Source organism: Pirellula sp. SH-Sr6A, from assembly GCF_001610875.1.
Classification (GTDB): Bacteria; Planctomycetota; Planctomycetia; order Pirellulales; family Pirellulaceae; genus JBKCUI01.
In genome coordinates this window covers 6,189,543-6,206,278 of record NZ_CP011272.1, presented here as the reverse complement: position 1 = coordinate 6,206,278, position 16,736 = coordinate 6,189,543, and the positions used below count along the sequence as shown (strand labels likewise).

General features: G+C 54.2%; 9 protein-coding genes. 4 read left to right on the top strand and 5 right to left on the bottom strand.

Features of this window, described 5'->3' with window-relative positions:
* The first annotated feature begins 18 nt into the window (after positions 1-18).
* Entirely contained in the window at positions 19-1,272 is a 1,254-nt protein-coding gene (locus VN12_RS24165; protein WP_146679442.1) for a tagaturonate epimerase family protein, read from the top strand.
* Positions 1,273-1,537: 265 nt separating this feature from the next.
* Positions 1,538-5,605, top strand: coding sequence for a PDZ domain-containing protein (locus tag VN12_RS24160; protein WP_146679440.1), 4,068 nt, complete (start codon positions 1,538-1,540; stop codon positions 5,603-5,605).
* On the opposite strand, the gene VN12_RS24155 is transcribed toward VN12_RS24160, so the two are convergent.
* From VN12_RS24155 to VN12_RS24135, 5 genes are all read right to left on the bottom strand, one after another.
* A complete protein-coding gene (locus VN12_RS24155) occupies positions 5,602-8,928 on the bottom strand; it encodes a C2 family cysteine protease (RefSeq protein ID WP_146679437.1) in 3,327 nt (1,108 codons plus the stop codon). The genes VN12_RS24160 and VN12_RS24155 overlap by 4 nt on opposite strands.
* A 187-nt stretch (positions 8,929-9,115) precedes the next feature.
* Complete coding sequence (locus VN12_RS24150) at positions 9,116-10,207, bottom strand: glycosyltransferase family 9 protein (protein WP_146679435.1); 1,092 nt, start codon at positions 10,205-10,207, stop codon at positions 9,116-9,118.
* A gap of 7 nt (positions 10,208-10,214) precedes the next feature.
* A complete protein-coding gene (locus tag VN12_RS24145) occupies positions 10,215-11,687 on the bottom strand; it encodes a M20 family metallopeptidase (RefSeq protein ID WP_146679432.1) in 1,473 nt (490 codons plus the stop codon).
* Between the two features lie 152 nt (positions 11,688-11,839).
* Positions 11,840-12,955 carry an endonuclease/exonuclease/phosphatase family protein gene (locus VN12_RS24140; protein WP_146679430.1) on the bottom strand — a complete coding sequence of 372 codons (1,116 nt, stop codon included), beginning with the start codon at positions 12,953-12,955 and terminating at the stop codon, positions 11,840-11,842.
* A 231-nt stretch (positions 12,956-13,186) separates the two neighbouring features.
* Positions 13,187-14,227 carry a YbhN family protein gene (locus VN12_RS24135; RefSeq protein ID WP_168164620.1) on the bottom strand — a complete coding sequence of 347 codons (1,041 nt, stop codon included), beginning with the start codon at positions 14,225-14,227 and terminating at the stop codon, positions 13,187-13,189.
* 130 nt (positions 14,228-14,357) lie between these two features.
* On the opposite strand from VN12_RS24135, the gene VN12_RS24130 reads away from it, so the two are divergent.
* Both VN12_RS24130 and VN12_RS24125 read left to right on the top strand, forming a co-directional pair.
* Positions 14,358-16,199 carry an AI-2E family transporter gene (locus tag VN12_RS24130; RefSeq protein ID WP_146679425.1) on the top strand — a complete coding sequence of 614 codons (1,842 nt, stop codon included), beginning with the start codon at positions 14,358-14,360 and terminating at the stop codon, positions 16,197-16,199.
* A 2-nt stretch (positions 16,200-16,201) separates the two neighbouring features.
* Positions 16,202-16,711, top strand: a complete 510-nt coding sequence (locus VN12_RS24125) for an OsmC family protein (protein ID WP_146679423.1) — start codon at positions 16,202-16,204, stop codon at positions 16,709-16,711.
* Positions 16,712-16,736 lie beyond the last annotated feature (25 nt).

Sequence of the window (16,736 nt, the reverse complement as noted above, 5' to 3'; positions counted from 1 at the left end):
CACTATTCCAAAGTCCCAATGCTAATCCTTTCCCAGTATTCATTCGGTGTCGGCGATCGATTTGCGCACCAGGCGAAAGCCCAGCTAGCTGCATTCCAGATGTTAGAAAAAGCTGGACACGTCGTAGCCCCGGTGTGGAACAAATCCAATCGAGAGCATAACTTTGTCGGTTCGGAACCCATCAGCGTGCTGGAGGCTGCCCAATCGGCTGTGAACGCATTGGGATGGAAGCACCCCTGGCATGTCGATGCGGATCACATCCAATTGGCGACTGTGGATCGATTTCTCGATTGTTCCGATTTTTTTACAATCGATGTCGCAGATTCCATTGGGAAGACGGCATCAGCGGACGAAATCGAACGATTTGTGGACCGACACCCCGAACTGCATAGCGCGATTCGCGTCGACGGAATCGCCGATCCGCTCGAACTCAATAAGGACTTCGTACGCCGCGTTGCCTCCAAATACCTCTTGGCGGTTAAACAAGCGGCACTCATTTATCAGCACATCGCGACGAAAAAGGGAACGGATCGTTTGATTGCCGAGGTTTCCATGGATGAAACCGATTCGCCCCAAACACCTCCCGAGTTGCTGGTCATCCTCGCCGCACTAGCCGACGAAAACGTTCCATTGCAAACAATTGCACCGAAGTTTACGGGACGATTCAACAAGGGTGTGGATTATGTGGGAGATCTGCAACAGTTCGAAAAAGAATTTCGAGATGACATCGCGGTGTTGGCCCATTGCTCTAAAACCTACGGCCTACCATCTAATTTGAAGTTGAGTGTCCACAGCGGGAGCGACAAATTCAGTCTCTATCCGATCATCCACCGGTGCTTAAAGGACACGGGGGCAGGCATTCACGTGAAAACCGCGGGAACGACCTGGCTGGAAGAAGTCATTGGACTTGCTGAGGCTGGTGGTGACGGACTTGAGTTGGCAAACGAGATGTACACTTATGCTTATGAACATGTCGATGAGCTTTGCGCCCCTTATGCGAGTGTCATCGACATTCAATCCGCTCGATTGCCGGCGCCGCAAACGGTGCGGAGCTGGTCAGGAGCAGAGTTTGCCCAAGCCATTCGGCACATCCCTGCTCATCCTCGATTTTGCGCGGACATGAGGCAACTGCTTCACGTCTCCTTCAAATTGGCAGCCAAAGCGGGGAGCCGATACACAGGATTGTTAGTGGCCAACGAATCGGTCGTGGCCGAGCAAGTCACAACCAATTTGTGGCAGCGCCACCTTCGGCCGATTTTTGTCGGCTCGTAACGAGTCCCGGCGACCACGAAACGGGTCGATTCGTCAAACACCATCTCTCGGAGCCCTCCCTCGCCACCAATTCGGCGAGGAGGGGGAACTCCTCGCCCTCCCTCCATTCGCACTGCGAATTTTTCCACTCTTCGACCGTCCAAATCTCTTTGCCTGATTGGTGAATATTCTCGCATTCCATCCTTGAACCTCGCTGCACCGGTAATGAGAATGCAACGATTCTCTCCAATGCAGTTTTCTTTCGTGATTCATAGGACACATTCGTATGCGTTGGCGTGCTAACCGACTGCTATTTATTCTGTCGATCCTCGCGGTAGGCGGCGAAGTGATTCGTTGCGACGTCCCCACCATGGCGCAGGAGCAACCTGTTTCTCCTAAGGCCGAATCTCCGGACAAACCGCAGTCCACACCCGTGGCGGAGCCAAAGGCCAATACCGAGGAAGCGAATCCTAAACCGAACGAAGCAACTCCCGCCGCTTCGGATCAATCCCCACCTCGAGAAAGACCAGCACGAGGCCAAGGTCGCACCTCGGAGGCGCCCGATTCGCGTTTGGAACGCATTGAAAAACAACTTCTTGAAATCACCAAATCCCTCCAGGGGATGCAGAAGGAATCCGAAAAACCGACTGCACCAACCAAAGTCGACCAACCTGCTGCCGAGTCCCCTGTCAAAGCGACGCCCGCCGAAGAAAAGAAAGAATGGGATGGCGTTCTTTCCAAAGAGTGGCTCAAAGGAATTCGATGGCGTAATGTCGGCCCCGCGAATATGGGGGGACGAATTGTTGATCTTGCCGTCAACGAAAACTCCCCGTCGACATGGTGGGCCGCGACTGCATCCGGTGGGCTACTGAAGACAACCAATAATGGCATCTCCTTCGAAATGCAGTTTGATCGGGAGGCAACCGTTTCGATCGGTGCCGTCGCTGTATCAAAGAGCAATCCGGACATTGTTTGGGTTGGAACGGGAGAGAATAATCCTCGCAATTCGGTCTCATATGGAGATGGAGTCTACAAATCGACCGACGGTGGCAAAACGTGGAAGAACATGGGGCTTAAAAAGACGTTTCAAATCGGAGAAATCGTCGTTCACCCCACAGACCCAAACACGGTGTACGTCGGAGCGTTAGGACGACTTTACGGTTCCAATGAGGAGCGCGGTGTCTACAAGACAACCGATGGCGGCGAAACATGGGATCGATGTTTTTATCTCGACGATCGGACTGGGATTATGGAGATGCAGATGCACCCCACGGATCCCAACACTCTCATTGTGACCGCTTGGGAACGCCTGCGCGACGGTTTTGACAGCTGGCCCGGAAACGAAATACCGATTCCCGAAGGCTATGACGGATACGACCCCATTCGCAAATGGGGACCTGCAAGCGGCATTTATAAAACGACCGATGCAGGCAAAAACTGGAAAAAATTGACCAACGGACTTCCTACTGGCCAATTGGGGAGAATCGGAATCGACTGGTTCCGCAAAGATCCGAATATCCTCTTTGCCATCGTTGACAGCGAGAATACTGGAAAGGGACCTCAACCACTAAACGTAAACTGGGGGGCGGTGGGTGCAGACGTCGATGGCAAGATTGTCATCACTCAGGTCTACCCCAAAAGTCCCGCGCAAACGGGCGGGATACAGACCGGGGATGTGGTCATTGCTATGGGTGAGCAAGAGCTGAAGTCGTTTGATGAAATACTCGATTCACTTCGAAAGAAGAAAGGTGGCGATTCGGTTTCGCTGACGGTTCAGCGCGGAGACGAAAAGAAGACGCTCGAAATCAAACTGACCAATCGAGGTGGGCGAGCAGGGGCAACGCCGCAACAAGGAGTTTGGTTCGGAGGAATCGGCGAAGATGTCGATCAAGGCGTCAAGCTTACCCAAGTCAATCCGGAGAGCCCCGCAGGAAAGGCGTCGCTTCAGGTCGACGATATTCTAGTCGAATTCGATGGACAACCGGCGAAAGCTTGGTCCGAGGTTGTCAGCACCGTCACCTCCAAAAAGGCCGGTGACAAAGTGAAGGTGAAGTTCCTTCGCGATGACGAGACCAAAGAACTAGAAATGACCTTGGAAAACCGTCCCACCCAACCCGGTTCGCAACAACCCGCTGCACCGGCTCGCACTTACGTTGGATTCCAAGGGGCGAATGCAGAAAAAGGGGGCGCTCTCCTCACTGAAATCACAGCCGATAGTCCCGCTGAGAAAGCAGGATTGATGAAAGGAGACGTGGTGAAGGGAGTCAACAAGAAGAGTATCGGCACCTACCGCGAATTGACCACCATGCTGGCGGAACTCAACGTTGGAGACAAACTCAATTTTGAAGTAGCACGTGCGACGGAGATGAAGGAAATAGAAGTCATTGCTGCAGAGCGACCCGCTCCCGTCCGTCCTTATACCGCTTCCCTCGGCGGGCAAGCGGCGAATGTGCAGGACCAGCAGGGAGCGAAAGGCTTCGAATACGGCGGTGTCTACAAATCCACCGACGGGGGCGAATCGTGGACACGAATCAATAGCGTCCATTCGCGCCCCATGTACTTCAGTGTCATCCGTGTCGACCCGAACGATGACCAAAAGATTTATCTGTTGGGTGTCTCTCAATTCAAATCGGTGGATGGAGGGATTACCTTTGACGAAAGCTTAGGTCGCTCCGTTCACGCCGATGGCCACTCCCTATGGGTCGATCCCAAGGACGGGAATCACATGATCATCGGAGTCGATGGTGGTGTGTACGTGACCTATGATCAAGGCCGCAACTGGGATCACCTGAATACCTTGCCGATCGGCCAGTTCTATCATGTTGCGATCTCGCCTAAATATCCCTACTACTTGTACGGAGGATTGCAGGACAATGGTACTTGGGGGGGCCCAGCACTCTCCCTTTCGGGACGGGGCCCCGTCAACGAAGATTGGGTCTCGGTGGGTGGCGGCGACGGTTTTATGTGCCGCGTCGATCCGAACGATCCCGATCTTGTTTATTGGACCAGCCAGAACGGCGCGATGGGTCGCAGGAATATGAAAACAGGGGAACGAGCTTCGATTCGTCCTCGCAACGTCGAAGGTCAACCGGCCTATCGATTCAACTGGAATACTCCGTTCATACTTTCTAACGCCAATTCCAAAGTGTTTTATGCGGCAGGTAACTATGTCTTCCGATCCATGGACCGCGGTAACAATCTGGAGAGAATCTCACCGGAAATCACCCTGACGAAACGAGGCTCCGCAACGGCATTGTCCGAGTCGCCACTCGACTCCAACGTGCTTTACGTCGGGACCGACGATGGAGCGCTCTGGGTAACCAAAGATGGTGGTAAGTCGTGGAGTGAGATCGCGAAAGGATTGGATCTACCAGCACCTCGTTGGGTGGCTACGGTGGAAGCGTCTCGTTTCGCGCCCGGGCGTGTCTATATCACTCTCGACGGTCACCGATCCAACGACGACGAGCCCTACGCATTTGTTTCGGAAGACTTCGGTGCAACCTGGAAATCGATCCGTTCGAACCTCCCCTGGGGCTCCACGCGCTGCCTTCGAGAATCCCCCTTCAACGAGAATGTTTTGCTGGTCGGAACCGAATTCCATGTGTTCGCTTCTGCGAACCGAGGAGGGACTTGGAACTCGCTGAACACGAATCTTCCGACCGTTCCGGTCTTCGACTTCGCATTCCATCCGAATAATGGTGAAGTTGTCGCAGCGACCCACGGCCGAAGCCTTTGGATCGCAGATATCACTCCGTTGAACCAATTCGCAGTGCAACAATCGAATGCCGCCCCCCACTTGTTCAAACCGTTAACAGCCATTCGATGGCGCCGAGAACCAGCCCGCGGTGGCACGAATCGCTCGTACGCGGGCGAGAATCCCCCCAGTGGTGCGATCCTCTACTATTCGCTTTCGAAGAAGGCCAAGGAGGCCGTCGTGCGCATCGCCAATGCAGAGGGAGAGACAATTCGTGAGATCCGCGGGCCTGTAGAGCCGGGCTTGCACCGCGTGGTTTGGGATCTAGTCTCATCCCCTCCTCCACGTGGCCGAGGTGAATCGGCTGGTGGTGGTCGGGGCGATTCCGGGCCGCGACGCGGCTCGGGAGGTACGGGCGGAGGGCGCGCGACAGCGGCTCCTTCGGGAACCTACAAAGTCACGTTGACCGTTGATGGAAAAGATCTGTCACATGAACTGCGATTGGTTTCGGATCCCAATGTCACAGCCTTGAACGACCTGCTTGGAACCGAAACCGAATACGATGTTTGGTTCGGCGACGAAGAAGCCGTCGAGGAAGAAGAAGAGGAAGAAGAGAACGAGGGAGTTCAATCCGGATTGCGCGAGCGAATCCACGATTAGATCGAGCCTAGCAAATCTTCGATGTGCTCGAGGGTGAAGGCTAGATCATTTTCAATGTCGAACGATTTTCGCTCCAACGGTCCTTCTTCGAACGAATCGCAGAGAGCTGGACGCGATACTGGATCAACGGGGTCTTCAACGCTTTGATCCGGCGTCACCCAGCTGAACGTTCCGAACAAGTCGTTGCACTCGCGATTCTCGAACGAGTCATCGGGCCTCGTGATCTCGTCACGGACTGTTCCTGGCGATAGGAAATCGATCGGTGTCATGACGACGGTGGTCCAATTCCCAATGGTCGTCTCCGATACAGAGCTTCGAACGCTGAGTGTGCTGATTCCAGATGTGCCCGCGGAATCAGTGACCGCGTAAAAATCGCAATTGGCTTGGATTTGACTCCAAGTCAACGGTCCCGGATGAGTCGTACCCCATGGATTGTATAGATCAAACGTACCAGTCCCAGCGTCGTAACCTGTGACGATGTAGGCGTGAGAACCGACTAAGCCATTCGACACATTCCCCTTCGTGCCGATGGTCACGGCCCGCCCGCCTCCCAGTTGACTTGCCAAATGCGAGGCACTCGATGTCGAAACCGCGTAATTGCTTGACGCATATCCCAGCACCTGCCGGTTGACATTGGACATCCAGCCGCCTTCGATGCCCGCGTACGTGTTGGTTCCGTCTCGGCCGCTCAGCCCCGTTTCGTTCCATTGAGCGTATGCCTTTTCCGCGAGGGCCACCCAGAGAGGTGTCGTCGCACTACTTACCGATTTACCGAGTCCCGCATAGGCGAGGACTCCACTGGACAGTGCAGGTAACTGTCGATTCACCGTGATATAATCCGCTGATGTTGGGCCAAAGAATCGAACGGTAAACGTGCCATCCCCATTATCGAGAAACATGTTTTGGACAGCAGCCGGAGTTTGATCGGCAATCGATGTTATGGATGCGATGAAGTAGCAATCACCGAGATAACCCTGGAGAGCGTCGACGCGAGACGGCGTCCCCGAGAACAGGACACCATTTGCCGTTTGGTACGATATACCCCCTCCTGCAATCAACGGGAGGTCCGCACCTAAAAACCACTTATCGATCAAGTTGTTCAGCAGCGTGGCCGAGCTTCCCACCGACAAATTCCCAGCAGTTTGACCACGAAACTTTGAGTTCGCAGGATTGCTTTGAACCACATCTCTCGCCAATTCGCGAACGTAGGTAGGCATCAAAAACCCAGAATTGCTCGATACCAACAATCGCAAGTCTGCGAGTTCGTCGGAGCCTACGACACCATCGGTCCCTACACTCCGTAGGATCTGAATCATTTCAAGCCTGGAAATGGAACTATCTGCATGCAAGGAGCTTACTAAGCTGCGGAGTGCACTGTTGGTTAAGGACGAGTGCGCTCCTGCAGCGACAATCGTCCCCGACATGGATGCGGAGAGCTGCCCAATGCGTGCGGTTACCTGAAATGTATTTCCCTGTACGCCAGCTTGAAACAGTCCGCCGCTCGAAATCGATCCGCCAGTCGCCGACCACGTTACCGCGCCCAGACTCGTGATTGGATTACCGAATTGGTCTAGCCCCTCGGCACGAAACTGCAGCCGCGCTCCCGCATCGAGCGAAGCCGATCCAGGTGAAAGATGGAGTGTCGCAATCCGCTGTGCGACCTGGACGTTGAATGTCACGGAGCTGTTTCCAGCGCTCGCCCGAACGGTGTAGCTGCCCGCCCTGTCGAAAGTGATCGTCGTGACACCTCGGACAGTCGAAAATTGCGCGTTGTTTCCATTCGGCCCCGAGACAACACTCCACGTAGCACTAAGGGGAGCGGTGAATGGCTTGCCAAATTGGTCAACGCTTCGAAGCGAAATGGCGACCGACGTTCCCGTAGTCGTCAACGGAACTCGTGGATTGATAACCGAATTCGAAGCGTTGATCGCTTCCAAGGTCGTAGAGGTTCTTTCCACATTGACTTGGAATGCGGTTACGGCGGTCCCTCCAGCAACCTTCAAGGAATAGATCCCCGGGGCGGTGAAGGTCAGGCTCGCAGTTGTTCGAGATAACGTACCCGACGCTTGGCCACCGTTAGGCGCTTTCACGGTCGTCCACGTTAGCGACGGTAGTGCTGAGATCGATTGTCCGAACTGATCGAAACCACGTACCGTGAATTGCTGAGTTCGGGTGGAGGTAGTTGTTTGAGCTTTGGGGGGTAGAACATCGCCAATGGCATCGAGAAGCTCGATTCGACTTAAAGTAATGCCCAGCGAGACCGTGATCTGGCTTTGAACAGTCCCCGAAGTAGCGCGTACGGTGTACGAGCCTACTCGATCGAACTGCATGTCTGCTCGATTCGCCGTGGCTTGAACAACAGGTTGAGAGCCATTCGGCTTGGATGGGAACGCCCAATCGATCACAGGCTGGGATTTTAAAGGATTTCCAAATTGATCCAGTCCAACCGCGTGAAAGCGAGCCTGACTCTTCGGGAGCGAAATAGCGTTAGCACTTCGAATAGAAACCTTGTTGGAGTCTTGAATTCCGATGGACGTTAAAGTCGGAATGACATTGGCTTGAATAATAAGACTTGCGTTTCCGCTCGCCACTTTTAAAGAATAAGTTCCCGTGCTCGTGAACTGGAGATTGGTCCCCGTATTCCCGTTCATTGCCGAGAACTTTCCGTTGCTTGGTTGTTTGACTGCCGACCAGCTCAGAGTTGCAAGGCGACTGATGGGCTGACCAAATTGGTCGGTTGCGCGGATAGAAATACTTTGTGAAGTCGTAGTGACTTGAAGTGGATCCGTTAGCGGTGAGCCTTGAATCGAGAAGGCTTGTACTGCAGTAGGTACCTGAACGACTTGAACCCGCAACGTGGATTGCGACGTCAATCCTGCTTGATCGGTGATCAATACGCGAAATTGGTATTGCCCCGCGCGCGTGAAGGTCGCCGTTACACCTTTCGCCTTGTTCGTACCATTGATATCGAACGTCGCACTCCCACCAACGGGCGCGGAGAGAACGGACCAAGTATAAGTGAGCTTCGATTCACCTTGATCGTCGGTCCCTTGAACAATCAGACGCGCCGAAGTTCCCTTAACCTCCGTGCCCGTTTGAAGCTTGGGCGCGGTTTGGACGCGTGGTGCGGTATTGGTGCTTCGAACATTTTGGCTGGCGACGAGAAAAGTATGTCCCAAGGCATCCTGCGGAATCGCGGCCGCCAATAGAGCCTCCATCCCATCTACCGCATTGAGGAGACGTGATTCCAACTGCTCGAGGCCCAGTGGAGTCGTTTTGATCTTGCGATTTTTTTGGTGCGGCGAGGAAGACGAGAAGAACATCGATTGGACCTAACATGAGACGCGGTGTGCCGAACACACGAATTGCACAGCGTCAAAACGCTAGGTCACAAAGGATCACGTAGCCAAAAAAGGGATTGAAAGATGCGGTTACCGAATCCGCAGGAACCCTATCGTCGTTAAAGGCGTTAAAGAGCGAGCGTCGCCCTCTCCCATTTTGATAACACAGCTACCGTGTGGGCCGAGTAAGCAGGGATGGGGACAATTCGCCGAGGATGGAATCGCAAGCCTCGCACACCATCGGGACTTCGATGGAAAGTATAGGGCTCAAGTTTGTCTTCCGCTCGGATTTTTGTTGCTTGGTGAGCCGTTCATTTTGGATCGCTCTATGCCGGGGGCCTAAGGGCCCAACCCGTTCAATTGGCATCGGGCCGATCAAAGCGACCGTGGGTGTGTCGACAGCCACCGACAAGTGCATAGGCCCCGTATCCGAGCCAACAAACAACGAGGCGAGCCGAAGCAAACTCCTCAGTTCGGTAAGGCTTGTCGAGGGTGCGAGCTTGCATGCCTCCGGCGCAAGGGACTGAATTTCCAAGGCGCGTCGCTTCTCGGTCTCACCTCCCCACATAACCAGCGATGGAAATTGCCACCGATTCCAGAGATGCTTGGCAACCGCAGCATAACGATCGTTGGGCCATAATTTGCTCGGCCACCCTGCCCCCACATTGATCATCGCGAATGGGCCGCCGGAGAAATTTTCCTCGACAACCCGCTTTGCCATCAGAGAATCTGTCTCCTGCTCGGCTAGCCGATATTCGATCGCACTGTCGACGACTCCTAGCGGTTGCAAGAGCTCCAGACCTCGATGAACCATATGCCGGCTAGTCGGAGTAACCAATCGATTGTTGAGCCAATAGCTACCCTCTCTTCCATCGTATTCACCCGACGCAAAGCCGAGCCGAACCTTGGCTCCAGACAAGTACGCCAGTAGCGAACTCTTCATTAAACCTTGTAGGTCTATCGTAAGATCCGGATGAAAAGCTCGTGCAAGCGACGAGGCCTCTAGAAACTTTGAAGGGGTCCGAAATGAGAGTTTGGGAATGGTGATCAACGTATTAAGATCTGGGTGCCCGCGAAGAAGTTGCGAGCCCGGTCCCTGCACAATCCATCCAATTTCCGCCTTTGGAAATGCACGTCGCAACGCGCACAGGACGGGAACCCCGAGGATGACATCCCCAATCGCTGATAATCGAACGATCAGAATGCGTTGTGGCGAGTTCCGGTGCGGCGGCTTGAACTGGGGAATTGGATTCCGTTCCATGCGTTGGCTATTTCTTTGGAGGAGGCGACGCAAAAAGCTCCACTGCACACACTGCCATACTGCGAACAGCCATCGGCAACGCCCGATCGATATCGGGATAAAACTCGGGTGAGTGAAGGCTCATTGTCTGCCCCCGTTTCTTCATGGCAGCAAGCCGCCCAGCATCGATCACCCCCAAACGATACATACACACAGGAACCCCCGCGATGCCGTACTGGCTAAAGTCCTCGCCCCCCATGACTTGTTCTGCCTCCTGGACGTAGTTGGGGCCGATCGACGCAGACACACGGTTCTTCAATTGAAGCGTCAATGCCTCATGATTGAACAGAGAAGGGGTACCATCCGAAAGGGTTACCGTTGGTTCTTCCGCTCCATAGGCCATCGCAATCCCCTTCGCTTTGCGTCGAATGGCAGCAATGAGTTGCTCTCGGACCTCGGGAGAGTAGCTTCGAACTGTTAGCTGCAGATCGCAATAATCGCCGATGATATTGTGCTTGGTCCCGGCATGAATCGAGCCAACGGTAATAACGGCAGGTTCGGTCGGTTTGAGTTCACGACTCACGCTCGTTTGGAGGCTAAGGACCAATTCCGAAGCTTGAACGATTGGATCGATGGCGGTGTGAGGGGCTGCACCATGCCCCCCTCGACCGTGGACGCGTATGTCAACGCTATCGACATTGGCCATCATATAACCGGCTCGGAAGGCGACCTGTTCCACTGAGGATGCTTCACAGTGAAGCGCAACGACGGCATCGGGTCGTGGAAACCGAGTGAACAATCCGTCTTTCAACATGGCTTCGGCCCCTCCCCCACGCTCTTCCGCAGGTTGGCCGATCAGGACCAACGTCCCTTTCCATTGATCGCGATGAGCTGAGAAAAGCCTAGCCATCCCGATCAAGTTTGTCATGTGGACATCGTGACCGCATGCGTGCATGACTCCCGTGGATACCCCTGATGCCGTGACGATCTTCTTGGTGGACGCGCGCGGGAGTCCTGTCGCCTCCGTTACCGGCAATGCATCGAGATCGGTTCGAAGCATGATCGTCGGCCCACTACCGTTAGCAAGGACACCGACAACTCCGTGTCCTCCTACATTCTTGGTGACTTCCAAACCGGCAGCCTCCCAAGCCTTTGCGACGTAAGCCGCCGTTTCCACCTCTTCGAACGAAACCTCTGGGTTCTCGTGTAACCACCAATAGTCCGCGACCAGGGAAGGAATATTGCTGTCCAGCCATTCCTCTACCCAAGGCAAATTACAACGCGGGCCATCTACGGTTCTTCGTGCATTGGCCTCTTGTGCCACCACCGTCAGCGAGCCATTGATAAGAGTCCACGAGGAAAGCACCCAAGCCATCAGCATGAGCGTCGCTCCACGGGTCGATGCGATCTTGCCGCGGAGGAGCAGGAGAAAATCTTGTTTGGGATTGGGGAGGAAGACCGCATCGGTCGCGCGAAAGGGATCTGGTGTGGGGTAGGACATGTTGCTTGACGGGCTCGCGTTTGCGAATGCGACTGGGGGGCGACACCAATCGATGGAGTCTTGAAGGTTGCCGATAAAGGCCTATCGGACACACCGGCCCATACGTCCACGAGCCAGTATCGGCAATGATACTCGAAACAGGAGTAGGAAAGCTAGCGAGCCACGCCCCCTTCCACTGCGGAGAACTCAGCCCAAACCGGTAGGTGAGAACTGACCTGCATGGCTTGATCGTACGAGAGATTGAGTTGCCTCAGAAAATCGATCACACCCGCGCGCCCGGTGAATTCGTCGGTAGATCGCGTTGGAAACAAAATGTTATCGAGCATCCATTCGCCCGACACCGTCGTGGCGATCTCATCGATTGCCATATGAAGCCCCAATCCCGGTACGGCCTGGATCTGCGTGGAGGAACTTGAGAAATCCCCCAGGAGGATCACGTCGTCTTCGGCTCGCCCGTCTTGCCGAACACTTCGGACGAGGGCTGATAAGAGAGCGCGTTCCCGATCGGTCGAAGCGGGATCGATACGCACATTGACCAGCGAAAACGTAAACGCTTCTTCGGCTCGCAGTCGCTTGGTACGAAACCAACCCACGAGTGGCTCGTAGTCCATCAAGTTTTGGGGATCTTCCACGGTATACAACTGATCGCGGTCCGTTTCGATGCGTGCTGTGTCAAAGAGAAAAGCGAATTGCTGCTTAGCATTCTCCGGTCCCACGCGAGGACCAATGCAATAGTCATAGCGACGATCGCTCATGTTGATGCGATCCAGGAGCATGGGAAGAATATCGGTTTGCCGTGAATGGATATGCTGCAATGCGATCACATCAAACTGACGAACGATGCGAGCCAGCGTCTCCACGACAGGAAGCTTCTGCAGCTTCGACTCCCCAAACGAGTGAAGATTAAACGTAGCGATTCGGATGCGTGGATCGTTGTTGGAAGACGTCGCCGAAACAGGTCGTTCCGTCGTACTAGTACGGGAAATAAGCGTCCCCCACCCGCTCCAGGGAGAACTCCCTTGGCCTTCTTTCTCAAGTCCGTTCGCCAGCTTTTGCGGGACAGGATCGGCCGTAGATGTATTGGGAGCTAGCGGCACAGGATTCGAGGATCTCCAGCCAATCTCTACCGCTTCCGGGGTCGGTTTTTCATCGCCGACCTTCTTTACCCGAAGATGCTGCCAGCCAGTCAACGTGTAGTGTTGGGATCCATAGACCAATGCGCCGACCAATGCCGTGATAGCAAATGTTCGCTTTCGAATTGGAAACATGATTCGCTGCGGTTGGAAGCTCCCCTTCAAGTCGGTCGAATGACGCGAACCGACACTCCTACGGGGTCCTTCGACCTGCGAGCCGACCCGCATTGACGTTTCTCGAAAAGTTCAGGAGAGACTCGCTTCGAGAAAGGTGATTGAACAAATCGTATCGATCGTAGAGGCCAAGGCGCCGGATCGACAGCAGCCTGGACGACGGTCCTCCTAAACACCTAAATGGCAGGCTGATTACCCCTCGCTAACGCTGCCCTTTGATCGTTTCGGCGTTTTGTTTGGGACTGCCATGAATATCGAGATAATCAAGCATTCACCGGCGAGGTTGGCCAGACGAATAACCACAGCCGCGAGCAAAGCGATTGGCTGCCCAACCAGCGGCGCGAGCAACCACGTAATCACCACCTCGCGAACGACCGCACCTCCCGGGAGCATCGATGCAAAACCAGCCACCGCACCTAAGCAAACGGCGCTAACCACGGCAGACCATCCGAGAAAACTTCGAAGTTCAGGCTGCTGACTCATCGCCAACAGAATCAGCCAACCTGCCGTACCCTGTATCAACCATCCAAGTACCATCCAAGCCGAATTTCGAATCATGAACAATCCGGTGAATGCAGTCGGAATCGTTTTTGGCATCTTCCCAATCTTGCTCTTGGCGACGATTCCAATACCTAACTTGAAGAAGTGCGGGGTGAGTGCCGCAAACGCGACAGGAAGGCAACACGCTGCGGAAAGTTTGAGCCAGGTTGGGACGTCCAAAAACAAAAGTAAAAAGGCACCGAGAATCGCTCCTGTCGCAACGCCGGTCAGAGTTTCAACAAAGACGCTGACCACCCCTGCTCGAATCGCGAGTCCAAAAGGTTGCAGCTTTCCAACCCGGAGGATGAGAACCATCGCCTTCCCTGGGACGTATTTGCCTAAATGCCCGAGGAAATAGGCATGGAGGGTCGCGGCACGTGGTAGCTCCTGGCCAAAGGAACGAAGCGTTTGAATCCACGCGATCGCACCAGGGAAGAGTCCGAGACAGTACAGTGGGATCGAAGCAGCAATCCATCGCCAATCGAAATCGCTCCACGAGATTCTCCCCTCGTGCGATTGGATTTCGTTAATGGCCCTTTGCACAGTCCAATATAGAAATGCGATGACGACTAGGAATATCGCTGCTTGAAGAAGCCATTTCCATTTAGACTGCCCCGACGACTTGCTCTTGGGTTCAGGCGATTTCCCTTGGGAATTCGCGCTCTGGGCTGGAAGATTGGAGGGAGTCGTCAAGATTTCACCAAATGGATCGAAAGCAGATGTGGAGTAGGGGTTGAGGTAGAGCCGAGCACAGGCTTTCGATAGACTTTGGGAGGCTGCGACACCTCTTTTTCGACGATTCTAATCCCTTGAAGTGCTGACAATGGCTCGTTACATATCGTTTGCTGTTCTTTTGGGCATCATCGTGGTCATCGGGGCCTTGTTCTACAAGGTCATGATTGGATTTTTTATCCCCGTTTTTTTGGCAGCTGTATTGGTTGTGGTCTTTCGGCCATTGCATCGCTGGGTCTGTTCCAAGGTGGGCGAGCGAGACCATGTGAGCGCGGGTATCACGACGACATTGATTGTATTGATTGTCCTCATCCCAGCTGGACTCGTTTTAACCATGGCGGCCATTCAAGGCGCTGGCTTGGTCGCAGACGTCGCTCGCATTCCATCGAGTATACAGGTGGGATTGGCGCAACTTCGAAAGAACAAATGGGTGAACCTAGAGTACCCCCATGCCGATATCGTTCGCGAGATTCAAAGCAAAATCGACGACATCCAAAATGAAGTAACCACCCAGCGTTCTTTAACAGGACTCATGGAACAATCCGGGCTGGTTCAGGGTGACATCAAGGTAATACGAAGGCAGCTTGATGAACTCGTACCCCGACTTCGCGAGTTCTCCCTCCGCGAAATCGAACGCCAGATCTTGGACTCGCGCGGTAGCGCTTCCACCGAAACGGGTCTCCATTCGGAGTTGGCCAAAGTGTTCCTCGACGCCGATCAACTCCTGGAAGGTGTTATCTCCGGGCGTTCCAAACCAAATCTCCCCAACGACGAATCGATTCCACAAACCGATCTTGGAATTGTGACCAAACCGGCCATCGATGACAGTTTTGTATTGGTGCGATCGAGCAAACTGCCGGAACTCAGTGGATTTGATGCCGTTGAGCTGGAAGCGATCAAACAATCGCGAACCAAATATATGGATACCGCGATCAAATGGATGGAATCTAAAGATCGGATGCTGGCCGCATTGGATAGGCTCGCGTCCGGTAGCGCCGCAGACATGGTCGAACTCCAACGCGAATCCTTGAGCCTATCCCAAGAATGGTCTTCGGTGAAAGAGACTTTGTACGGAGGTGAGTGGCTCGGATTGCTCAAAGAACTGGCCAACCCAACTCCTGAGCAAGTGCGAATGATGACGCAGTCCACCATCGAGTATCTGCAACCAAAGCTCCTCTCGTTTACGGGCGACTCCGCTGCGTTTCTCGTCAGACTCGGAATTGGAGCGGCGATCCTACTGCTATCACTCTACTTCTTTCTGTGCGATGGTCCTGCGATGATTCGAAGCATCATGGAGCTTAGCCCCCTGGATGATCGATATGAGCTGGAACTCCTTGCAGAATTCGATCGCATCTCCCGGGCGATCGTATTGGCAACCGTTCTGTCTGCATTGCTACAAGGGCTTACAGCAGGAATCGGATACTACTTCGTCGGAATGCCTTCTCTCATTCTTCTAACGGCTCTGACCTGCACTTGCGCTTTGGTTCCTTTCGTCGGCCCCGCCATCGTTTGGGTCCCTGTCTGCTTTTACCTAGCCGTTTATCAGGAGAACCTCACAGCCGCAATCGGCCTTGGGATCTGGGGATCGCTCGTGGTCGCCAGCGTCGACAATGTCGTCAAGATGCTCGTATTGCACGGTCAAAGTCAGCTCCACCCATTGCTGGCTCTGCTGAGCGTGCTCGGTGGAATCCAAGCGCTGGGACCCATCGGTATCCTTATCGGTCCCATGGTCGTGGTCCTGTTGCAGACTCTGCTTGGGATCCTCCGACAAGAACTTGGGAAATTCAAAAAGCAAGATGACGGCTCCGATATTACCGAAGCCGACATACGCGACCTAAGCGTGATGATCCGGAAACCCAAATTGAAATCCAAGTCCTCGAAGAACCTCCCGGACTCGGAGGCTGCCCCCAAAGCCACTCCAGAGGCCACCTAACGATGAATCTCCAAGAACTAAAAGCAATCCAAGCACCTCTCAAAGAAGGTTATCGAGCCCATCCAGAAACCGCGATCGTCAGCATGATCGCTATGGGCGAAGCGAAGGTTGGGGACCAACAGTGTGTTGTCCCCTCTCCCAGTGGAATGATCACTGCGGGATTGCATCGAGCCGCAGGAGGAACCGGGAACGAAGCGTGCAGCGTGGAGATCCTATTGGAGGCATTGGTCGCCTGCGCCGGTGTTACTCTTGGGGCGGTCGCGACAAATATGGAACTGCGAATTCAATCCTGCCAAATCCAAGCTAGTGCAACGATGGATTTTCGAGGGACACTCGGTGTCGATCGATCGGCACCGGTCGGGATCACTTCCGTCGAGCTCGAATTCATCATCGAAAGCTCGGAGCCATCCGAGTCGATCGACAAACTCGTTTCTCTTACCGAGCGCTATTGCGTGATCTACCAAACGCTTCGAGCCGCCACACCGGTGCAGACGGTTGTTCAGCGACGATAATCGCCAGTCGGCAGCAGGACGCCAG